The organism is Moraxella porci DSM 25326, from assembly GCF_002014855.1.
GTDB classification, from domain to species: Bacteria; Pseudomonadota; Gammaproteobacteria; order Pseudomonadales; family Moraxellaceae; genus Moraxella; species Moraxella porci.
The window spans coordinates 23,420-44,030 of sequence record NZ_MUYV01000012.1; the positions used below are offsets into that span (position 1 = coordinate 23,420).

Here is a 20,611-nt window from a genome sequence, read left to right on the forward strand (position 1 = left end):
AGACTAAGGGTATATAGTAATGGCAAGATTAAAATCATTATACAATGACAAGCTAAAGCAGCAAATCAAAGACGAGCTGGGCTTAGAAAATGTCATGCAAGTGCCAAAAATCACCAAAATCACTCTAAACATGGGTGTTGGTGGTGCCGCACAGGATAAAAAACTACTAGAAGGTGCTTTGGCAGACATGACCGCGATCGCTGGTCAAAAACCTGTTGTGACTAAAGCACGCAAATCAGTTGCTGGCTTTAAAATTCGTGAAGAATGGCCGATTGGCTGTAAAGTTACTTTGCGTGGCGAGCAAATGTACGAATTCTTAGATCGCTTAATTGCCATTGCAATTCCGCGTATTCGTGACTTCCGTGGTTTCTCTGCCAAAGCATTTGATGGTCGTGGTAACTATTCACTAGGTATCAAAGAGCAGATCGTTTTTCCTGAAGTAGATTTTGATAAAATCGATCGCATTCGTGGTTTGGATGTTACCATCACCACTACCGCAGCAGACGATGATCAAGGTCGTGCATTGCTAAAAGCATTCGGCTTCCCATTCAGATAAGGTAAAACGTTATGGCTAAAAAGAGCATGATTAATCGCGAACTAAAGCGCGAAAAAACCGTTGCTAAGTATGCAGAAAAGCGTGCACAGCTTAAGGCGATCATCAGCGATGTTAACGCAAGTGAAGAAGAGCGCCTAGATGCTATGTTGGCTCTACAAGCATTGCCACGCAACTCATCACCAGTGCGTTTGCGCAATCGTTGTGGTGTGACTGGTCGTCCACACGGCTATTTCCGTAAATTTGGTCTATCACGCAACATGCTGCGTCTATATGTAATGCAAGGCGATGTGCCTGGCGTTCGTAAAGCCAGCTGGTAATAAGGAGTTACGCTATGAGTATGCAAGATCCAGTTGCCGACATGCTAACTCGCATTCGCAACGCACAATCAAGAAACAAACCATCTGTACAAATGCCGGCATCCAAGCTACGCAAATCAATCGCTGATTTGTTGGTTGCTGAGGGTTATCTTACTTCAGCTGAAGTTGCTGAAGCTGAGAACGGCAAAAAAGTATTGACCATCGAATTGAAGTACTATCAAAGCAAAGGCGTTATCGAGCAATTGAAACGCTATAGCCGTCCTGGTCTTCGTCAATACCGTGGTAAAGATGAGCTACCAAGCGTCAAAAAAGGCCTTGGTGTTGCCATCATCTCTACCAGTAAAGGCATCATGAGCGACCGTGCTGCTCGTGCTGCAGGTATCGGTGGTGAGGTAATTGCACTAGTTGCTTAATGCGCTACGCAATACTTACAAAAAAATTACATCGAGGCTTTACTCATTAGCTTAGATGTGTTAAACTAGCAGGCTTTAATGCCTGTTAGTTTTTTGTGGCCATCCAACACTGTGTTGGATGGTGTAATTTTAAATTGAAGGAAAATTCCTATGTCTCGTGTGGCTAAAGCCCCAGTAACGCTACCAGCGGGTACCAGCGTTACTTTGAACGATCGGCAGGTTGAAGTCAAAGGCAAAAACGGTACATTGTCTTTGAGCCTGCATGAATTGGTCGAGCTAAAACAAGAAGATGGTGTTGTAACACTATCTCCAGTTGCTGACACCAAAGAAGCGTGGATGCACACTGGTACAGTCCGTGCACTACTAAACAATATGGTTAAAGGTGTGAGCGAAGGCTTCGAGCGTCGCCTACAACTGATCGGCGTTGGTTATCGTGCACAAGTTGCAGGTAACAAAGTAAACCTAAGCCTTGGTTTCTCTCACCCAATCGAGTACACCCTACCTGAAGGTGTTACAGCAGAAAGCCCAAGCCAAACTGAAATCGTACTAAAATCAAGCGATAAACAAAAACTTGGCCAAGCAGCTGCTAAAATTCGTAGCTTCCGTCCACCAGAGCCATATAAAGGCAAAGGTGTTCGCTATAGCGATGAAGTGGTTCTTCGTAAAGAAGCTAAGAAAAAGTAAGGTAGGTAAATATGTTTGATAAAAAATCAGCACGCCTACGCCGTGCCAAAAAAACTCGTGCACACATCCGTCACTTGGGTGTGAATCGTTTGACTGTGACTCGTACACCGCGCCACATCTATGCACAAATCATCTCACCAACTGGTGGCGTGGTTGTCGCTCAAGCTTCTACTTTGGATTCAACTTTGCGTTCTGGCGCAACGGGTAATGTTGAAGCAGCCAAAGCTGTTGGTGCGCTTATCGCAGAACGCGCAAAAGCTGCTGGTATCACTAAAGTTGCATTTGACCGCAGTGGTTTTAAATATCATGGCCGCGTAAAAGCACTAGCTGACGCTGCTCGCGAAAACGGATTGGAGTTCTAATCATGGCAAAAGTTGAACAAACTGACGGTTTGGTAGAAAAATTGGTTGCCGTTGACCGTGTAGCAAAAGTTGTTAAAGGTGGTCGCATTTTCTCTTTCACAGCATTGACTGTTGTGGGTGATGGTAATGGCCGTGTTGGCTTTGGCCGCGGCAAAGCACGTGAAGTGCCAGCTGCAATCCAAAAAGCCCTAGAAGCTGCTAAGCGCAATATGATCACGGTGGACTTGGATGGTACCACCATTCAACACCCAATTAATGCGCGTCACGGTGCATCTAAAGTATACATGCAACCTGCATCAGAAGGTACCGGTGTTATTGCTGGTGGTGCGATGCGTGCAGTACTTGAAGTTGCTGGTGTACAAAATGTATTGGCAAAGTGCTACGGCTCTACCAATGCTGCAAACGTTGTACAAGCGACTTTTAAAGGTCTTCGTGACATGACTTCTCCAGAACAAGTTGCTGCTAAGCGCGGTAAATCTGTTGAAGAAATTTTGGGCTAAGCATAGGTGAGTTACGATGAAAAAAATGAAAGTTACTCAAATTAAGTCGAGCGCCCATCGCTTGGCAAGCCATAAAGCTTGTCTTAAAGGCCTGGGACTTCGTCGCATCGGTCATACTGTAGAAGTGGAAGATACCCCATCTACTCGCGGTATGGTAAATCGTGTAATTTACATGGTTAAAGTGGAGGAAGCGTAATGGGTCTTAAACTTAACGAATTATCACCAGCAGTTGGTGCTAAGAAAAAAGCACTACGCCGTGGTCGTGGTATCGGCTCTGGCATCGGTAAAACTGGTGGCCGTGGTATCAAAGGTCAAACTTCTCGTTCTGGCTCAAGCATTCCTGCAGGTTTTGAAGGCGGTCAAATGCCAATTTACCGTCGTCTGCCAAAATTTGGTTTCACCTCTAAGATTGCGATGACGACAGCTGAAGTACGCTTGTCTGAACTGAACAAAATCGAAGGCGATGTGGTTTCTGTAGAAACCTTGAAAGCTGCGAACATCATCCGCGGTGATATGAAGCGTGCGCGCATCATTCTATCAGGTGAAGTGACTCGCGCATTGACCTTTAAAGGCGTAAAAGTAACTAAAGGTGCAAAACAAGCAATCGAAGCTGCTGGTGGCAGCGTCGAGGAGTAATTTATGTCTAAGCAGTCAGCATCTCGATCTGGCATCCCTTTAAATCCATTTGCCTTCATTCGTAAGTATGATGAGCTTTGGACTCGCTTGATGTTTTTGCTGGGGGCGCTGATTGTTTATCGACTTGGTTCTCACATACCTGTACCAGGTATGAATCCAGTTTCTCTAGCCAACTTTTTCCAAAGCAACAGCAATACCTTTTTGGGCATGTTTAACATGTTCTCTGGTGGCTCATTGGAGCGAATGTCAATCATGGCGCTGGGCATTATGCCATACATTTCTGCATCGATTGTCGTGCAGATGATGTCAGCAATCATCCCATCGCTTGAGGCATTAAAGAAAGAAGGTGAGTCTGGACGCCGAACTCTGAATAAATACACGCGTCAAGGCACGTTGGCTTTGGCTTTTGTGCAGGCAGTGGGTATGTCAACAGGTCTGATTGCAGGCGGTTTGACACTGACGACAGGATTAAGTTTTTATATTCCTACGGTAACCTCGCTGGTTGCAGGTTCGATGTTTTTGATGTGGCTGGGTGAGCAAATCACTGAACGCGGCGTTGGTAATGGCATTTCTATGTTGATTTTGGCCAGCATCATCGCTAGCGCCCCAGGGATGATTTCACAAGCTTTCAGCCAAAACATGAATCTGATTGTTATGTTGTTATTTGCTGTTTTAGGCATCGCTGTGACTGCAGCCATTGTCTTTATTGAGCGAGCTCAGCGCCGAGTGCCTGTGAATTACGCTCAAAAACAGCAACAAGGTCGAAAGATCTATATGCAACAACAATCGCACCTGCCATTAAAAATTAATATGGCTGGTGTGATTCCTGCGATTTTTGCCAGCTCTTTGCTATTGGTGCCTGCAAGCTTGGGTCAGTGGACGACAGTGAATGAAAATCCAACTTTGACTCAGCAAATTATTCAGAACATTACTTTGGTACTGCAACCAGGACAGCCTCTGTATCTACTGCTTTTTGGTGTGATGATCATCTTTTTCTGTTATTTTTATACAGCGTTGATGTTTAATCCAAAAGAAGTCGCAGAAAATCTTAAACGCAGTGGCGCATACATTCCTGGTATTCGACCAGGCCAGCAAACCAAGCGATATTTGGACTTTGTTTTGAACCGACTGACTTTTATTGGTGCAATGTACATGACCATCATTTGCTTAATGCCAATGGTAATTCAAACATGGTTTAATGTGCCAATTCCGTTGGGCGGTGCATCTTTATTGATTATGGTTGTTGTCTTGATGGACTTTATTGCTCAATTGCAAGCGCATCTGACGACCCATCAGTATCATAATCAAACATTAATCAAATCATCACAACCGTGATGAATCGTAGGAGCGTGACATGAAAGTTCAAGCATCTGTCAAAAAAATCTGTGGTAGCTGCAAAATCGTTCGCCGTAAAGGCAAAGTTCTTGTGATTTGCAGTGCTGAACCACGCCACAAGCAGCGTCAAGGTTAATTTTACAAATTAATACTTGATATTTGGTAGCGGATAATGTATTATCCGCTTCTTGCCATGCTATCATTTTTTGATAGCAGTTAAAACACTTAGCAAATGCATACGCATTTGTGCTAATGGAGAGAAATCAATGGCTCGTATTGCCGGTGTAAACATTCCGGACAACAAACATGCTGTGATTTCGCTAACTTACATTTTTGGTGTTGGCCGTACTACTGCTAAGCAAATCCTTGCTAAAGTCGGTATCGCTGAAACCACCAAAATTGGTTCGTTAGATGATTCACAACTTGATGCTGTCCGTGCAGAAGTTGCAAACTACACAGTTGAAGGCGACCTTCGTCGTGAAGTTTCAATGAACATCAAGCGTTTGGTCGATCTTGGTTGCTATCGCGGTCTTCGCCACCGTCGTGGTCTGCCAGTTAATGGTCAACGCACTAAAACTAACGCGCGTACCCGTAAAGGTCCACGCAAAGCAATTAAAAAGTAACTAACTTAGGAAGCTAAAAGATGGCAAAAGACACTCGTAGCCGCAAAAAAGTGGCTCGTCGTTCGGTATCTGAAGGTATCGCCCACATTCATGCGTCTTTTAATAACACCATTGTAACGATTACTGATCGTCAAGGTAATGCATTGGCTTGGGCCACTTCTGGTGGACAAGGCTTCCGCGGTTCACGCAAATCTACACCATTTGCTGCACAGGTTGCAGCTGAAGTGGCTGGTAAAGCTGCTCAAGAAACTTATGGTGTGAAGAATGTTGATGTCTTGGTAAAAGGTCCAGGACCAGGTCGTGAGTCTGCGGTTCGTGCATTAGGTACATTGGGTTATAAAATTAACAGCATCAGCGATGTCACCCCAATTCCACACAACGGCTGCCGCCCACCTAAGAAGCGCCGCGTTTAAGGAGATCGACTTATGGCCCGTTATATTGGTCCAAAACTAAAACTATCACGTCGTGAAGGCACTGATCTTCAATTGAAATCAGGCGTAAAACCTTTTGATGTGAAAACAAAAAAAGCAGGTCGTGTACCTGGTCAGCATGGCAACAGCCAGAACAAAACTTCTGAATACGCATCACAGCTTCGCGAAAAACAAAAAGTTAAGCGCATGTATGGTGTTCTAGAGCGTCAGTTCTCTAACTACTATAAAGAAGCTGCTCGTCAGCGCGGTGCAACTGGTGAAAACCTACTAGTAACTCTAGAGCGTCGTCTTGACAATGTGGTTTATCGTATGGGCTTTGGCGCTACTCGTGCAGAAGCGCGTCAATTGGTTAGCCACCGTGCGATCATGCTTAAAAAAGCTGGCCGTGATGAGTTTGTTCGTGTAAACATTCCATCAATCCAAGTTCAAGACGGTGATGTGATTGCTGTTCACGAAAAATCAAAAGAACAACTTCGTATCAAAAACGCAGTTGAACTTGCGACCCAACGCGGTATTCCTGCATGGTTGGAAGTTGATCACAGCAAACTACAAGGCACTTTCAAATCTGCGCCAGAGCGTAGCGAATTGCCAGCTGAAATCAACGAAAACTTGATTGTTGAGCTATATTCTAAATAATCCGAACTAATTCGAGGTGACACTATGACAAATGCAACTGAGTTTCTTACACCGAGCGCCATCAATGTGGATACGGTTAATGAAACGACTGCAAAGGTCACGCTCGAGCCGTTAGAACGCGGTTTTGGGCATACCTTGGGTAATGCTCTGCGCCGCATTCTACTTTCTTCATTATCTGGCGCTGCAGTGATTGAAGCTGAGATTGAGGGTGTGGACCATGAGTATTCTACCCTCGAAGGCTTGCAAGAAGATGTATTGGATCTTCTGCTAAACCTAAAATCTTTGGCTATTATTTTGCATGACCAAAATGAAGCTTATTTGACTTTGGATAAAAAGGGTGCTGGTGTTGTCACTGCTGCCGACCTAGAACTGCCACACAATGTTGAAATCGCCAATCCAAATTTGGTGCTAGGCACATTAAGTGAGCGTGGCCACTTGAAGATGCGTCTTCGTGTGGTAACAGGCCGCGGCTATGAACCTGCCAATCAGCGTCGTGAAGATGCCAACTCTAAGATCATTGGTCGCTTAAAGCTTGATGCAAGTTTCAGCCCAATCATCCGAGTGGCCTATGATGTCGAAAATGCGCGTGTAGAACAGCGCACTGATCTTGATAAGCTAATTATCGAGCTTGAGACCAACGGCACGATTGATCCAGAAGAAGCCATTCGTAAAGCTGCGACTATTCTACAACAGCAAATCGCTATCTTTGTAGATCTAGAAGCAGAAGAAGCGCCTGAGCCTATCAAAGAAAAAGAAGAGATCGACCCTGTACTACTTCGTCCAGTGGATGATCTTGAGCTAACGGTTCGTTCGGCTAACTGTTTGAAAGCTGAAAACATTTATTACATCGGTGATTTGGTACAGCGTTCAGAAACTGAACTGCTTAAGACACCAAATCTAGGTAAGAAATCATTGACCGAGATCAAAGATGTATTGGCATCTAAGAATCTTGAGCTTGGTATGCGTCTGGATAACTGGCCGCCAACCGATTTGCGTGTCGATGATCGTTTTTCTTATCGTAGCCGCTAATTTTAAGGATACTTGACCATGCGACATCGTAAAAGCGGAGTCAAGCTGGGTCGCACCAGCAGCCATCGTAAGGCTATGTTCCAGAACATGACTAACTCACTGTTCGAGCATGAGCTAATCAAAACCACTTTGCCAAAAGCAAAAGAGCTTCGCCGCGTAGCTGAGCCACTAATCACTTTGGCAAAAGAAGACAGCGTTGCAAATCGTCGTCTAGCATTCAGCCGTATGCGTAACAAAGATATGGTTGGTAAACTATTTGCTGAGCTTGGTCCTCGTTACCAAACTCGTCCAGGTGGTTACCTGCGTATCATCAAGTGCGGTTTCCGTGATGGTGACAATGCACCTATGGCATATGTAGAGCTTGTTGATCGTCCATAATCAACGCTCTGATGCAAAAAACCCTGATTATTTAATCAGGGTTTTGTTTTGTTTATGATTTTAAAAGTCAATTTGTGCGTCACCTTGGTTTAACACAGTGATATTTCCATCGGTGAGATCAACCAGTGTCGGTTCGCTTTGCATAATTTCTCCGCCATTTATATAGCCATCCACCAGATTTTCTACTGCCATTTCAACTTCATAATTACTGCTATAGCTGATCGGCTCATCATCAATGATGATTGGTAAGCTGACAAATGCCTCGCCAAGCTTTTCTACTAAGGCTCGTTCGATTGCTGTGGCTGCTTGTCGTACGGTGATGGTTTTGCTTTTGTCATCAATGAATTTTTTGGGCGTAAGCTTGGTAGGCGCTAAAGCAAAATCAATGCCAGTGCCAAGCTTTGACTTCATAATACGATGAGCAAAATTGTCAATGTCGGCATATTGGGCGATGTGGCTTAAATCTTGGCAGATGAGCACGGCGTGCGGTACTGTCTGGTAATTGCCCATGCGTACCGCTTGCAGATGCGCCTCTTTGGCGCTAAGGCTCATGGCAAGCTGATACCCGTGCTGACTGGGATAGACGATGAGTTCATCGTTTGTGAAAGCTGTGATGATTTGGCTTAAGATGCGCTCTTGTGGGTTGTCGGGATGTAGGTAATAGGTGATCATGCTGCCTCACTTGATGGGTTGATAAAATGATGGGTGGCTGAGCGTCAAAAATACCCACAGTAGCCTGCGCGCATCTCTGGGCAAGGTATTGGGTGCTTGCAAATAACTCACTGCCTTGGCATAGACATCTTGGGCAAAGGTGCTTTTGGAAGTATCAAAATTGGCATTGAGATTATCCTGTGAAACATAAAAATAACGGTCAAGTGCAAGACTTAACAGGCATTCAATGGCTTGGGGCGTGATTTCTACCTGCTCAAACATCGCTTGAGTTTGCTCGTTTCTGCCATCGGCTTCGTACCAATACCCAAAGTCATTGATCGTGCGTCTGTGTTTGCCTGCTACACACCAATGGCTAATCTCGTGCAAGGCACTTTGGAAAAACCCATGCGCAAATTCGATGCGAGCGACATCGTGCGTATCAGCTGGGAAATATTCAGGTTCGCCTTCGCCTCGTACCAGCTGTGTCGGCATCTGATTAAGCTGATCATTATTAAATAAATCATCAAACAACTCAATCAGCCACTTTGTCAGTACAGTATCATTACCGACATCTACCTTGATGGCTTGCCAAGTCTGATAATATCTTTGCCATGCATCATCGCTGATTTGTGCAAATAATAGATGGCCATCGCCAATCGGCGCACTTTGCTCATGAAACTTACGCCACAGCTGTTGAATGACTTCGGCGTGCTTGGCATCACTGGCAGCGGTGTTGCTATCAATATCGGGCGAGAGTCTGTTAAAATCTATCATCAGGATCGAATCTTAAAATGACTATTATAATCGCTTTGGGCATTTTGGTTAAGAAATTTTTCTTTTGAAATCATTAAAAATATGCCATAATGCCAACTTACCTCAAGATTTTAATGATTATGACACAAACACACAAACACCCAGATAATCAAACCCTACCCAATAACATCTTGCTTGAAAAATGGGCGGACATTGGCTTTCATTGGCAAGGGGTCATTGCTATTGATGAGTTGCCACGGCTAAGCGAACAGACTGTCGGTGGTGGCAGCTTGCACGCACTTGTTGATTTGGCTAAGCAAGATGGCGTATTGTGGCTTTTGTATCAAGTGACAGGCGGTGTTAGCGTCGGCTGTCAGCGTTGCCTTGAGCCATTGAGCATTGATTTGTCTGGCGAGTATCGTTTGGCATTATTAAACGATGAGAGCGAAATCGGCTTAATCGATGGTGCTGAATATGTGCTGATTGATGAGCTTGGTGAATCGGCTCGTAGATTATTACCCATCAAAGATTTGCTCGAAGATGAATTGATGTTGGCATTGCCATTATCGCCACGCCACGAGGATTGTGATATGCTGGTGGAGAGTGCTGGTGATAAAATCGAAGAAGAAGTACAAGAAAATCCATTCGCTGCTTTGGCGGCATTAAAAGGTAAATTATCTTAATATCAATCACTTAGCAAAATTTATGTCGTGTTAGGCAGAATTTTGATGAAAAGTTTTGTAAATTTTTGCGATTAGGCTTTGAAATTTGCAAGATTTTTGCGTATAATACAGCGTTTATTGTGCATAGGTCTATGATGGACGGCGATTGATGCTTAATCGCATTGACACAAATTGACAAAGACGCACGAACCGTTTATTTCTTGATGGGCAAAACTGCCCACTGACTTAATTAGGAGCTATCATGGCAGTTCAACAAAACCGCAAGAGCCGCTCACGCCGTGACATGCGTCGTTCACACGACCATATCGCTATTGCTGAGCTAAGCATCGATTCTACTACTGGCGAAAAACACCTTCGCCACCACGCGACCAAAGACGGTTTCTACCGTGGTCGCCAGCTATTCAAGGTTAGCCAAGATAGCTAAGCATCACTCATGTGATGAGTAAGCCAAGCCGACATTGCAAGTCAATGGGCTTGGCTTTTTATTTATATCCATCAGCTGATGCCATAGATTTGCAAATATCGCAGCAAACTTGACATTTGGGTAAACAAATGTATTTTTTTGTGTTAAAATTAGCACAGTTTTTTTATTATCCCGATGAAGCCAAGTGTTTTTGGCTATATTTTTTTATAGGTGAATTATGACACAAGACATCACCACGGTTGCCAAACGATTGGCGGTGGTTTTCCCTGGTCAAGGCTCGCAGACGGTTGGTATGATGAATGAGCTGGCTGAGAATTTTGAGAGCGTGCGTCAGGCGTTTGATGAGGCAAGTGCGGCACTGGGTTTTGATTTGTGGGAAGTGACTCAGGATGAGAGCCGACTCAATAAGACGGAATATACGCAGCCAGCACTACTTGTATCGAGTGTGGCGATTTGGCAGATTATTGAGCCGATGCTTGCCAAGCAGTCATTAAAGCCACTTTATTTGGCGGGGCATTCGCTGGGCGAGTACAGTGCGCTGGTGGCATCTGGTGTGCTTAGTCTGGGTGATGCCGCCAAGCTTGTCCATGAGCGTGGCAAGCTGATGACGGATGCAGTTCAGGGTATGGATACGCAGATGGCAGCTGTACTGGGTCTGGAGGATGAGCAAGTGGCAAGCCTATGCGAGGAAGTCAGTGGCTCAGCTGGTGTGGTGAATGCCGCCAATTTTAATAGTCCAGGTCAAGTGGTGGTTGCAGGTACGGCTGTTGGCGTGGCTGGTGTGTTGTCAGCTGTTGAAGCGCTTGGTAAAAAAGCCGTGCCGCTCAAGGTCTCTGTACCGTCACACTGTGAACTGATGAATCCTGCCAGTGAAGCTTTGGCCGATCTATTGGGCAAAACGCAGTTTCACACTGCCAAAATCGCCGTCATCCAAAATCGCCATGCCAAAGTGCATACGGATGTCGCGGATATCAAGCTTGCTTTGACCGAACAACTGTCAATGCCAGTACAATGGTCAAAAACCATGCAAAAGCTTGCCGACCAAGAGGTTGAGCTGATCATTGAATGCGGCCCGGGTAATGTCTTATCAAACCTTGCTAAGCGTCAAGCTACCCCAATCACGGCTTTGCCAACCGATAAATTGGCTCGTTTAGAAAAATTGGAGAATCTTGTATGAGTCGTAAAATCGTTCTAGTTACAGGTGCTAGCCGTGGTATCGGCAAGGCAATTGCACAGCGTTTCGCAGATGAAGGGCATTTTGTCATCGGTACAGCCACCAGCGAAAAAGGTGCTGATGCCATCGCAGAATACTTGAGCGAATCAGGCGGTATCGGCCGTGTGCTCGATGTATGCAGTGATGAAGATGTGGATAAGCTGTTTGAAGAGATTGACAGCGTCTATGGCGGTATCAATGTACTGGTGAATAACGCCGGCATCACTAAAGATGGTCTATTGATGCGTATGAAAGATGAAGACTGGGCAAGTGTCATCGATACCAATCTGACTTCTATTTATCGCATGAGCCGTCGTGCAGTGCGTGGCATGATGAAGGCTCGTCATGGCCGTATCATCAATATCACCTCTGTCGTCGGTCAAATGGGTAATGCAGGTCAAACCAACTATGCAGCCACCAAAGCAGGTGCTGAAGGGTTTAGCCGTGCATTGGCTCGTGAAATCGGTTCTCGTGGTGTGACAGTAAACTGTGTTGCACCTGGCTTTGTGGAAACTGACATGACCGAAGAGCTGGATGAGCGTCTGCTCAACTCAATGCTTGATGCTGTACCAATGGGTCGTATGGCTCAGCCAGAAGAAATCGCCGCTGCGGTGTCATTCCTAGCCAGTGATGATGCCAGCTATATCACGGGGACGGTATTAGCGGTCAATGGCGGTATGTACATGTAGGTTATCTTTGTGGCTGTGTTTATTGCGTTGTTAGGCTCACTTGATGTATCACTCATACACCTGCTTTGCCTGCCTAGCACTAAACATCAGCCACTTCGATAACCCATTTTATACTTGGCGGTAGAGCGCTCATGTACTAAATATACGCCATCGCTCGTCTGCCTAGCACTAGCCCTGATTAGTGTGACGATTTTACAACCGATTGTACATTTTGGTTCGCCTGCCTAGTATAAAGCCAATCATTTTATATACAAATAAATAAAAGCATTGACAAAGACCTCGTTTGCCATTATCATTGAAAAAAGTGTACATATGTATTCATAAATGCTTGCACTTTTTTGGCAAATGTTTTATGATACAAGTTAAGTTTCATACGAGCCAATTTTCAGCGTGGTGCTGATGGCTCTTTTATTCAAAGGAAATTCCCATGAGCGATATCGAAGCTAAAGTAAAAGACGCAGTAGCTGAGCAACTAGGCCTAAGCGTTGATGAAATCAAAAATGACGCATCATTTATGGACGACCTAGGTGCAGACTCATTAGACCTAGTTGAGCTAGTGATGGCATTCGAAAGCAGTTTTGGCATCACCATTCCTGATGAAGATTCTGCAGAACTAACTACAGTTCAAAAAGCCATCGATTATGTATCTGCAAAAGTTGCTTAATTGATTAACTAAAAGACCGCTTATTCACCGAATGAGCGGTTTTTTGTTTTTCTGATGGATCATTTACAAGCCATATCATCAGTGAGCGATAATAATACACAAGGTTACACAGTTACTAACATCAGTATGCAATTGTGTTGCAATTCTTCGTTAAGATGGATTTACCAGTCAATAGATTGGCAATCATTTTTATGGATTATAATTTGGAGTCATACATGGGTATTTTTAGCTTTGCCAAAGACATCGGCGATAAGATTTTTAACCGCAACAAAAAAGACGCGACTGAGCAAGCTGCACCGAGCGCAGCGCCAGCAGCAGCTGAGCCAACTGCTCAAGAGATCGCCAATTTGCTATTGGCTCGTATTCAAGCTCAAAATGTCAACATCTCTGGCCTAAAAGTCAATTATAACGGCGACACCGACACCGTGACGCTATCAGGCACCGCTAAGACCCAAGAAGACCGTGAGCGCGCGCGTCTGGCAGTGGGCAATGTGCAGTATGTTGAGACTGTCGTTGATGACATCGAAGTAGAAACGCCTGCCGAAGAATCGCGTTTTTATACCGTCAAATCAGGTGATACACTCTCAAAAATCGCCAAAGAAATGTACGGCAATGCCAATGACTATATGAAAATCTTTGATGCCAACAAGCCAATGCTGAGCCACCCAGATAAGATTTATGCAGGTCAAGTATTGCGTATTCCTGCGTGATAGTCTGATGATAAACAAAATCCCTAAGCCAGATGGTTTGGGGATTTTTTATTCAAGCTCACGAATCGCCCAATGAATATGCTCATCAAGCATCGCATTCATACCTAGCCGTGAACGTAGTGCCTTGATGGTGTCTGCTTTGGTGGTATCATCGGGCTGGCTATTGCCAAGGGCGATGGCAGTGTTACGCAGTAGATTCAGATAGCCGGTGCGCCGAAGTGGTGAGCCTTCGGTCTTTTGTAGAAACTCATCTTCATCCCATGCCCATACTTCAAGTAAGCTTATTTCATCTAGCCCATGACGGGGGGCATAATCAGCGACAGTAGCAAGCTTGGCATAGCGATTCCACGGGCAAATCAGTTGGCAGTCATCACAGCCAAAGATGCGATTGCCAATGGCTTTACGGTATTTGATATCAATACTACCTTTGTGTTCGATCGTCAGATAAGAAATGCACGCACCGGCATCGAGCGTGTAGGGTGCGATGATGGCTTTGGTCGGGCAAATATCAATACAAGCGGTACAGCTGCCACAGTGTACTTTGACAGGATGACTCTCGGTCTTGCCAACCAAGTCAAGGCTAATAAACAGCTCGCCCAAATTAAAAAACGACCCTGCTTGCCGATTGATCAGCAAGGTGTGCTTACCTGTCCAACCAAGCCCTGCAGCATCAGCAATCGGACGCTCAAAAATCGGCGCTGAGTCACTAAATGGCCGAAACACAAAAGGCTTGTCGGCATCGATGGATAAATGTGTCCAGTTGGGCAGTTCGGATTCGATGGCACGAGCCAGTTTTTTGAGCTGTTGGCGGACGGTTTTGTGGTAATCTCGCCCCCGAGCATAGCGAGCGATGATGGCGTGATTTGGTCTGTTGTCATCATCAATGCGTCGTGGATTTGGCAGAGTGTGTAGATAATCCATACGCACGCTGATGATGGTTTTGGCACCATCAACAAGCTTATGTGGACTGGCTCGCAGCTCATGATTATCCTGCATAAAATCCAGCGTGCCGTGTAGCCCTTGGTTAAGCCATGCTTTGAGCGCCTGAGTCTGCTCGGCAAATAGTGGATGATGTACGCTCAAAAAACCACAATCAGCAAAGCCAAGCTCCATCGCCTTGGCACGGATCCAGTCCTTGACCGCATCGACATCGGGTAGGGTGGTGCTGTCAATGCGTGATGGCTGTGATGATGGCTTAGTCATGGCAATGCTCGCGCACAGCATCTTGGATGTCGGTGATCTTAGCTTGGATGGCTTCAGCGCTCATTGGGCGTCGTCTACCTTGCTCATCCACCTCAACGATGTTGCCGCCTGATTGGAGCGTTTGTAGGTTGATGCTCAAATAGCGACAAGCGTCTGATGCAGCACGAAGGGGCGGATGCAGATAATACACAGGCACCGCCTGAAATTTTCGATCGATTGGCGGCATTTGACTGAACAGCGCTTCACCGTGTTGGCCTGTGCTTTTATAAACCACACCGCTGTTTGCCATCGATAATTGATCAAAAACACCAACAACCAACGCCACCAACCCAACTTTGATGCCAACATGCCGTCTTATCATCTGTCGCTTTTTACCCATGCTTACCACGCTTGCTGCAATTAACACACCAATCAACCATACCCACTTTGCCCATCAACCCGAGCATTTGGCCGTCATTTTAGCATTAGACCATCATAAAAAGCACGCAGCAATCAAGGATTTTTGGGATAAATGACGATCAGAAGGATGATAAAGGCCATTTGTTGAACAAAATTAGTAAAATGATTAAAAAAATGGCTTGGCAAGAACGGGTTTTTGGGGTAATATAGTTGGCATTGTTTTGATGACGCTTATAAAGCATACTAAAAGTTATAAGCATTATCATGAGTCGGCGTAGCTATTTATCAGGTGCTGCGTTTGTGCGATTGGTGCCATCGGATTACCGTTTGATGACGCAAGATTGTACATTGCAATAGGACTTATCGGTCTGCAAGACACAAGAAATTATCCCATTCCTTTCTTGTTGGCATTGTCACGATGCCCTTGCTTTGAAGTTCATCCTGAATTGACAGTCTGTTACTGACCATGCTACGCCATTTCGTCTGTATATTGCCGTTGATTGGCAAAAGGATGTAACTGATGACGCAACAAACCACCCAAGCCCCGAACATGACGGGACACACCCAGACCAAAGACGCAGCAGCACATTTCCGTGAAGCCCAAGAGAAGCTGGCTCGTGGTGAGACAGCCATGATGTCAGGTGGCGAGCTGCTTGTGCAAGCCTTGATTGATGAAGGTGTTGAGTACATTTTCGGCTATCCAGGCGGTGCGGTACTGCACATTTATGACGCCTTATTCAAACAAGATCAAATCGAACATGTCCTAGTCCGCCATGAGCAGGCAGCAGGTCATATGGCGGATGCCTATAGCCGTACCACAGGTAAGACTGGTGTGGTGCTGGCGACCTCAGGTCCTGGTGCGACCAATACCGTGACTGCGATTGCTACTGCTTATATGGACTCCATTCCGATGGTAATCTTGGCTGGTCAGGTGCCGACCACGCTGATCGGTGATGATGCATTCCAAGAGTGTGACATGGTGGGTATCTCTCGCCCAATCGTCAAGCACAGTTTCCAAGTGCGTAGCGCTGAAGAAATCCCTGAAATCATCAAAAAAGCTTTCTATATCGCAGGCTCAGGTCGTCCAGGCCCTGTTGTGGTTGATATTCCAAAAGATATGACCAATCCAAGCGATAAATTTGCTTATCGTATGCCTGAGTCTATCTCGATGCGTTCGTATCAGCCGACGCACAAAGGACATGGCGGTCAAATCAAAAAAGCCATCGAGACACTCTTGGCGGCAAAACGCCCAGTATTGTACTCAGGCGGTGGTGTGATTTTGGGTAATGCCAGTGAAGAGCTACGCCAAATTGCTGATCTACTCAAACTCCCTGTGACCAATACCTTGATGGGCTTGGGTGCGTATCCAGGCTCAGGTGAGCAATTCATCGGTATGCTGGGTATGCACGGCACTTATGAAGCCAACATGACCATGCACCATGCGGATGTGATTTTGGCGATTGGTGCACGCTTTGATGACCGCGTCACCAATAATGTCAAAAAATTCTGCCCAAATGCAACCGTCATCCATATTGATGTCGATCCTGCCAGCATCTCAAAAACCATCACCGCACATATCCCTATCGTTGGTGATGTCAAGCTTGTGCTGACTGAGATGCTCTCACAGCTCAAAGAAACTGACAAGCGCATCGATGAGCACGCACTCAATGACTGGTGGCAACAAATCAACGAATGGCGTAAGCGTCATGGACTGCGTTATGATGCTGATGATATGGAAGCTGAAATCCATGCCATTAAGCCACAGCACGTGGTTGAGACATTGTACAAACTCACCAAAGGTCAAGCCATCATCACCTCAGATGTCGGTCAGCACCAGATGTTTGCTGCACTGTACTATAAATATGATGAACCACGCCAATGGCTGAACTCAGGCGGTCTAGGCACGATGGGTGTCGGCTTGCCGTATGCAATGGCAGCCAAGCTTGCTCGCCCCGAAAAGACTGTCGTTTGTATCACGGGTGAAGGCTCGATTCAGATGAATATCCAAGAGCTGTCAACCTGCTTACAGTACAATCTACCTGTAAAAATCCTAAACCTAAACAACGCTCAACTGGGCATGGTTAAGCAGTGGCAAGATATGCTATACGAAGCACGCCATGCACAGTCGTATATGAAGTCGCTGCCTGATTTTGTGAAGCTTGCCGAAAGCTATGGGCATAAAGGCGTAAAAATCACCAATCCTGCGACAATGGAAGAAGAGCTGGCAGCGGCGTTGGCGATGGAAGACAAGCTGGTATTCATCGATGTGTATGTGGATAAGAGCGAACACGTCTATCCGATGCAAGTGGCAGGTCAGTCAATGCGTGATATGTGGCTATCAAAAGGGGAGCGTACCTAATGTCAAATCAAGTCCATAAACATCTGATTTCTGTATTGATGGAAAACGAAGCAGGGTCGCTATCTCGTGTGGTTGGTCTGTTTTCACAGCGTGGCTACAACATTGATACGCTCAATGTCGCTGCAACCGATGATCCGACGATTTCTCGTCTGACGCTGACGACCATCACCACCAATGATAAGATTGAGCAAATCACCAAGCAGCTGCATAAGCTCATTGAAGTGGTCAAGGTACAAAATCTGTCTGAAATCAGTGGCGGTAGCCAAATCGAGCGTGAGCTGATGCTGATCAAAGTGCGTGCCACAGGCTCACACCGCGAAGAAGTCAAGCGTACGGCGGATATTTTCCGTGCCCAAATCGTCGATGTCACCCCAAATCTGTACACCATCTTGATCACTGGTGATGCAGGCAAGCTTGATGGCTTTATCGATGTCATCGGCCGTGATCGTATCCTAGAGGTGGTACGCTCAGGCGTGATTGGTATCGCTCGTGGTGAGAAGACATTGAGTTTGTAATTGTGGTGCCGTAAAAATCACCAATGATGCTTTTGGGATCAAGCTTTGATTTCGACAGCTTGCCAAGCCAAACCAAAAACTAATTAACTTTAACCAACTCGTTTTAGATTTTAGATTTGAAAACGATTTTTAACAAAAGGAAACTCTTATGAGCCTAAATATCTATTATGACAAAGATTGTGATTTGTCAATCATCCAAAGCAAAAAAGTCGCCATCATCGGCTACGGTTCTCAAGGTCATGCACACGCATTGAACCTAAAAGACTCAGGCGTTGATGTGACTGTCGGTCTGCGTGCCGGTTCTGCTTCTTGGAAAAAAGCTGAAAACGCTGGCCTAAAAGTCGCTGAAACTGCCGACGCGGTCGCTGGTGCGGATGTGGTCATGATTTTGACCCCAGACGAATTCCAACGCCAACTTTATAAAGAAGTTATCGAGCCAAACATCAAGCAAGGTGCAACTTTGGCATTTGCTCATGGCTTTGCGATCCACTACAACCAAGTTGAGCCACGTAGCGATCTAGATGTCATCATGGTTGCACCAAAAGCACCAGGCCACACTGTACGCTCTGAGTTCACCAAAGGTGGCGGCATCCCTGATTTGATCGCTGTATGGCGTGATGCATCAGGCTCAGCCAAGCAGCTTGCACTATCTTATGCAGCAGGCGTGGGCGGCGGCCGTTCTGGTATCATCGAAACCACTTTCAAAGACGAGACCGAAACTGACCTATTCGGTGAGCAAGCGGTTCTATGTGGTGGCGCAGTTGAGCTTGTGAAGATGGGCTTTGAAACCCTAGTAGAAGCAGGCTATGCACCAGAGATGGCATACTTTGAGTGCTTGCATGAGCTTAAGCTGATTGTTGATTTGATGTACGAAGGCGGTATCGCTGACATGAACTACTCAATCTCTAACAACGCTGAGTACGGTGAGTATGTGACTGGTCCAGAAGTCATCAACGAAGAATCACGCAAAGCCATGCGTAATGCTCTAAAACGCATCCAAGATGGCGAATACGCGAAGATGTTCATCGCTGAAGGTATGACTAACTACCCTTCAATGACTGCTCGTCGCCGCAACAATGCAGCACACCCAATCGAAACTACAGGTGCTAAGCTGCGTGCGATGATGCCTTGGATTGGTGGTAACAAAATCATCGACAAAGAAAAGAACTGATTTACTGGCCAAATAATGTCTTGTAATCAAGCGTTATTTGGCTCGATACAGTGTTATGGTCGCAAGTCTGTGCTTGCGGCCATTTTATTGGCTATGATTTTATGGTCAAAACCGCTATAATGGCGCTTTTGATTAATAAGCGTATTATGTTCAGCCAATTTTCCGATCTTAAAGATGTTCTACCCACCGTTTATGTCTGCACAAGTTTGTTCGTGGCGCTGTGCGTCATCATTGAAGCTACTTTGCTTGAAAAAAACGGTGGCAAAATGCCTGTCGGCCGCATATTTATGGTGGTCAGTATATTTTCGACTGCTTGGACGCTGGTGAGTGGTTTGGCGTGGTTTTTTCTTGAGCTTGAGCTGTTTGGTTCTGTTGTGGCCTTTGTTTATCCACTGTATAGCATCTTAGGTTTATTGTATTCAGCGCGGCTAATGCGCGGCGTCGATCTGCCTGATGATCCAGCACAAATTGCATTACCCATCAAATATTTGCACTATTGTCGCTCATTTGGGATTGTCTATTTTGCGCTGTGTTTGGTAGCGGTTTTTGAGCTTTTTGGGCGTATTCAAATTTAGACTGTCATAAAGTTGATGATACATATTTGATATTTTTTATAAGATTTTTAAAAATTTTAAAAAAATTTCACCTTTTTGGGTGAGAATCTGTTATACTGCTTGGCATGGTATTTGTGTACCGCTCAGTTAATTTGATGCCGATGATTTTGTCGTTTGAGGTTGTCATTATCAAAAAGACTTTGAAGTGTAACTGCAGAAAAACGCAGTGGTATCAAGCGTTCTTTAGTAAAGACCAGTAAGTTTCTTATTTGGATGAGCGAAGAAGTTAGGACCTGTGTCCGTGATCCCGATCGTTATTGTAAGTTTTGCATGAATAGCATAAGTTCGCGTATTTTACGCTTTTCATCATCCAAATTAGGAAAATTGTTATGTCAAATAAAGTACAAGGCACTGTTAAGTGGTTCAATGAATCTAAAGGTTTTGGCTTCATCGCTCAAGACAATGGCGGCCAAGATGTGTTCGCACATTACAGCGCGATCAAAGGTTCTGGCTTTAAAACTCTAGCTGAAGGCCAAAAAGTATCGTTCATTCTAGGCGAAGGTCAAAAAGGCCCACAAGCTGAAGAAATCGAAGCGATCTAAACAGTCATCAAAAAGATCCAAGAAGTGATCTGACTTTAGATAGCATAAAATGTCGTCCAACTGGGCGGCATTTTTTTTATTTTCGCCGTTTGAAAGTTCTTGTTGGCTTTGTTATGATTAA

30 protein-coding genes are annotated in these 20,611 nt (G+C 45.3%); 26 read left to right on the forward strand and 4 right to left on the reverse strand.

The window, feature by feature from the left end; all coding sequences use genetic code 11:
- Positions 1–19: 19 nt before the first annotated feature.
- The 15 genes from rplE to rplQ all read left to right on the forward strand — a co-directional run bounded on the left by rplE (position 20) and on the right by rplQ (position 7,900).
- Complete coding sequence (rplE, locus tag B0681_RS09235; protein ID WP_078318449.1) at positions 20–556, forward strand: 50S ribosomal protein L5; 537 nt, start codon at positions 20–22, stop codon at positions 554–556.
- Between the two features lie 11 nt (positions 557–567).
- Positions 568–873, forward strand: a complete 306-nt coding sequence (rpsN, locus tag B0681_RS09240) for a 30S ribosomal protein S14 (RefSeq protein WP_078318450.1) — start codon at positions 568–570, stop codon at positions 871–873.
- Between the two features lie 14 nt (positions 874–887).
- Positions 888–1,286 carry a 30S ribosomal protein S8 gene (gene rpsH, locus B0681_RS09245; RefSeq protein ID WP_078318451.1) on the forward strand — a complete coding sequence of 133 codons (399 nt, stop codon included), beginning with the start codon at positions 888–890 and terminating at the stop codon, positions 1,284–1,286.
- A 150-nt stretch (positions 1,287–1,436) separates the two neighbouring features.
- Complete coding sequence (gene rplF, locus B0681_RS09250; protein WP_078318452.1) at positions 1,437–1,970, forward strand: 50S ribosomal protein L6; 534 nt, start codon at positions 1,437–1,439, stop codon at positions 1,968–1,970.
- 11 nt (positions 1,971–1,981) lie between these two features.
- Positions 1,982–2,332 (forward strand): 50S ribosomal protein L18, encoded by a 351-nt coding sequence (rplR, locus tag B0681_RS09255; protein WP_078318453.1) that lies wholly within the window; start codon positions 1,982–1,984, stop codon positions 2,330–2,332.
- 2 nt (positions 2,333–2,334) lie between these two features.
- Positions 2,335–2,832: a 30S ribosomal protein S5 gene (gene rpsE / locus B0681_RS09260; protein ID WP_078318454.1), complete on the forward strand. Its 498-nt coding sequence runs from the start codon at positions 2,335–2,337 to the stop codon at positions 2,830–2,832.
- A gap of 16 nt (positions 2,833–2,848) precedes the next feature.
- Positions 2,849–3,028: a 50S ribosomal protein L30 gene (rpmD, locus tag B0681_RS09265; RefSeq protein ID WP_078318455.1), complete on the forward strand. Its 180-nt coding sequence runs from the start codon at positions 2,849–2,851 to the stop codon at positions 3,026–3,028.
- Complete coding sequence (gene rplO, locus B0681_RS09270; protein WP_078318456.1) at positions 3,028–3,468, forward strand: 50S ribosomal protein L15; 441 nt, start codon at positions 3,028–3,030, stop codon at positions 3,466–3,468. The genes rpmD and rplO overlap by 1 nt, the downstream gene beginning before the upstream one ends.
- A gap of 3 nt (positions 3,469–3,471) precedes the next feature.
- Positions 3,472–4,803, forward strand: a complete 1,332-nt coding sequence (gene secY / locus B0681_RS09275) for a preprotein translocase subunit SecY (protein ID WP_078318457.1) — start codon at positions 3,472–3,474, stop codon at positions 4,801–4,803.
- A gap of 19 nt (positions 4,804–4,822) precedes the next feature.
- Positions 4,823–4,939, forward strand: coding sequence for a 50S ribosomal protein L36 (gene rpmJ, locus B0681_RS09280; protein WP_049236838.1), 117 nt, complete (start codon positions 4,823–4,825; stop codon positions 4,937–4,939).
- 130 nt (positions 4,940–5,069) lie between these two features.
- A complete protein-coding gene (gene rpsM, locus B0681_RS09285) occupies positions 5,070–5,426 on the forward strand; it encodes a 30S ribosomal protein S13 (protein ID WP_078318458.1) in 357 nt (118 codons plus the stop codon).
- Positions 5,427–5,446: 20 nt separating this feature from the next.
- Positions 5,447–5,839 carry a 30S ribosomal protein S11 gene (gene rpsK / locus B0681_RS09290; RefSeq protein WP_078318459.1) on the forward strand — a complete coding sequence of 131 codons (393 nt, stop codon included), beginning with the start codon at positions 5,447–5,449 and terminating at the stop codon, positions 5,837–5,839.
- Positions 5,840–5,851: 12 nt separating this feature from the next.
- On the forward strand, positions 5,852–6,493 hold the full coding sequence (gene rpsD / locus B0681_RS09295; protein ID WP_078318460.1) for a 30S ribosomal protein S4: 642 nt from the start codon (positions 5,852–5,854) through the stop codon (positions 6,491–6,493).
- Positions 6,494–6,517: 24 nt separating this feature from the next.
- On the forward strand, positions 6,518–7,522 hold the full coding sequence (locus B0681_RS09300; RefSeq protein WP_078318461.1) for a DNA-directed RNA polymerase subunit alpha: 1,005 nt from the start codon (positions 6,518–6,520) through the stop codon (positions 7,520–7,522).
- A gap of 18 nt (positions 7,523–7,540) precedes the next feature.
- Positions 7,541–7,900, forward strand: a complete 360-nt coding sequence (gene rplQ, locus B0681_RS09305; protein WP_078254892.1) for a 50S ribosomal protein L17 — start codon at positions 7,541–7,543, stop codon at positions 7,898–7,900.
- A 60-nt stretch (positions 7,901–7,960) separates the two neighbouring features.
- Here the strand turns inward: rplQ and B0681_RS09310 are convergent, their stop codons facing one another.
- Together B0681_RS09310 and B0681_RS09315 are read right to left on the reverse strand one after the other, a co-directional pair.
- A complete protein-coding gene (locus B0681_RS09310) occupies positions 7,961–8,572 on the reverse strand; it encodes a Sua5/YciO/YrdC/YwlC family protein (protein WP_078318462.1) in 612 nt (203 codons plus the stop codon).
- A gap of 6 nt (positions 8,573–8,578) precedes the next feature.
- Positions 8,579–9,325: an elongation factor P hydroxylase gene (locus tag B0681_RS09315; protein WP_078318463.1), complete on the reverse strand. Its 747-nt coding sequence runs from the start codon at positions 9,323–9,325 to the stop codon at positions 8,579–8,581.
- Positions 9,326–9,444: 119 nt separating this feature from the next.
- On the opposite strand from B0681_RS09315, the gene B0681_RS09320 reads away from it, so the two are divergent.
- The 6 genes from B0681_RS09320 to lysM all read left to right on the forward strand — a co-directional run bounded on the left by B0681_RS09320 (position 9,445) and on the right by lysM (position 13,687).
- Positions 9,445–9,987: a YceD family protein gene (locus tag B0681_RS09320; protein ID WP_228143898.1), complete on the forward strand. Its 543-nt coding sequence runs from the start codon at positions 9,445–9,447 to the stop codon at positions 9,985–9,987.
- Between the two features lie 241 nt (positions 9,988–10,228).
- Positions 10,229–10,411: a 50S ribosomal protein L32 gene (rpmF, locus tag B0681_RS09325; protein ID WP_003656952.1), complete on the forward strand. Its 183-nt coding sequence runs from the start codon at positions 10,229–10,231 to the stop codon at positions 10,409–10,411.
- A gap of 217 nt (positions 10,412–10,628) precedes the next feature.
- Positions 10,629–11,588 carry an ACP S-malonyltransferase gene (gene fabD / locus B0681_RS09330; protein ID WP_078318464.1) on the forward strand — a complete coding sequence of 320 codons (960 nt, stop codon included), beginning with the start codon at positions 10,629–10,631 and terminating at the stop codon, positions 11,586–11,588.
- Positions 11,585–12,313 (forward strand): 3-oxoacyl-ACP reductase FabG, encoded by a 729-nt coding sequence (fabG, locus tag B0681_RS09335; protein ID WP_078318465.1) that lies wholly within the window; start codon positions 11,585–11,587, stop codon positions 12,311–12,313. Before fabD ends, fabG begins: the two co-directional genes overlap by 4 nt.
- A 427-nt stretch (positions 12,314–12,740) precedes the next feature.
- On the forward strand, positions 12,741–12,977 hold the full coding sequence (gene acpP, locus B0681_RS09340; RefSeq protein WP_078318466.1) for an acyl carrier protein: 237 nt from the start codon (positions 12,741–12,743) through the stop codon (positions 12,975–12,977).
- A gap of 215 nt (positions 12,978–13,192) precedes the next feature.
- Positions 13,193–13,687, forward strand: coding sequence for a peptidoglycan-binding protein LysM (gene lysM, locus B0681_RS09345; RefSeq protein ID WP_078318467.1), 495 nt, complete (start codon positions 13,193–13,195; stop codon positions 13,685–13,687).
- A gap of 48 nt (positions 13,688–13,735) precedes the next feature.
- Here the strand turns inward: lysM and queG are convergent, their stop codons facing one another.
- Both queG and B0681_RS09355 read right to left on the reverse strand, forming a co-directional pair.
- Positions 13,736–14,890: a tRNA epoxyqueuosine(34) reductase QueG gene (queG, locus tag B0681_RS09350; protein ID WP_211271532.1), complete on the reverse strand. Its 1,155-nt coding sequence runs from the start codon at positions 14,888–14,890 to the stop codon at positions 13,736–13,738.
- Positions 14,883–15,296, reverse strand: a complete 414-nt coding sequence (locus B0681_RS09355; RefSeq protein WP_143821234.1) for a hypothetical protein — start codon at positions 15,294–15,296, stop codon at positions 14,883–14,885. The genes queG and B0681_RS09355 overlap by 8 nt, the downstream gene beginning before the upstream one ends.
- 513 nt (positions 15,297–15,809) lie before the next feature.
- On the opposite strand from B0681_RS09355, the gene B0681_RS09360 reads away from it, so the two are divergent.
- The 5 genes from B0681_RS09360 to B0681_RS09380 all read left to right on the forward strand — a co-directional run bounded on the left by B0681_RS09360 (position 15,810) and on the right by B0681_RS09380 (position 20,490).
- Positions 15,810–17,648, forward strand: coding sequence for an acetolactate synthase 3 large subunit (locus B0681_RS09360; RefSeq protein ID WP_078318470.1), 1,839 nt, complete (start codon positions 15,810–15,812; stop codon positions 17,646–17,648).
- On the forward strand, positions 17,648–18,163 hold the full coding sequence (gene ilvN / locus B0681_RS09365; RefSeq protein WP_078254880.1) for an acetolactate synthase small subunit: 516 nt from the start codon (positions 17,648–17,650) through the stop codon (positions 18,161–18,163). Before B0681_RS09360 ends, ilvN begins: the two co-directional genes overlap by 1 nt.
- Before the next feature lie 148 nt (positions 18,164–18,311).
- The gene (ilvC, locus tag B0681_RS09370) at positions 18,312–19,334 is read left to right on the forward strand and encodes a ketol-acid reductoisomerase (protein WP_078254878.1); all 1,023 of its coding nucleotides are present in this window, start codon (positions 18,312–18,314) and stop codon (positions 19,332–19,334) included.
- Between the two features lie 146 nt (positions 19,335–19,480).
- On the forward strand, positions 19,481–19,909 hold the full coding sequence (locus tag B0681_RS09375) for a hypothetical protein (RefSeq protein WP_078318480.1): 429 nt from the start codon (positions 19,481–19,483) through the stop codon (positions 19,907–19,909).
- A 368-nt stretch (positions 19,910–20,277) separates the two neighbouring features.
- Positions 20,278–20,490: a cold-shock protein gene (locus B0681_RS09380; RefSeq protein ID WP_078318471.1), complete on the forward strand. Its 213-nt coding sequence runs from the start codon at positions 20,278–20,280 to the stop codon at positions 20,488–20,490.
- Positions 20,491–20,611 lie beyond the last annotated feature (121 nt).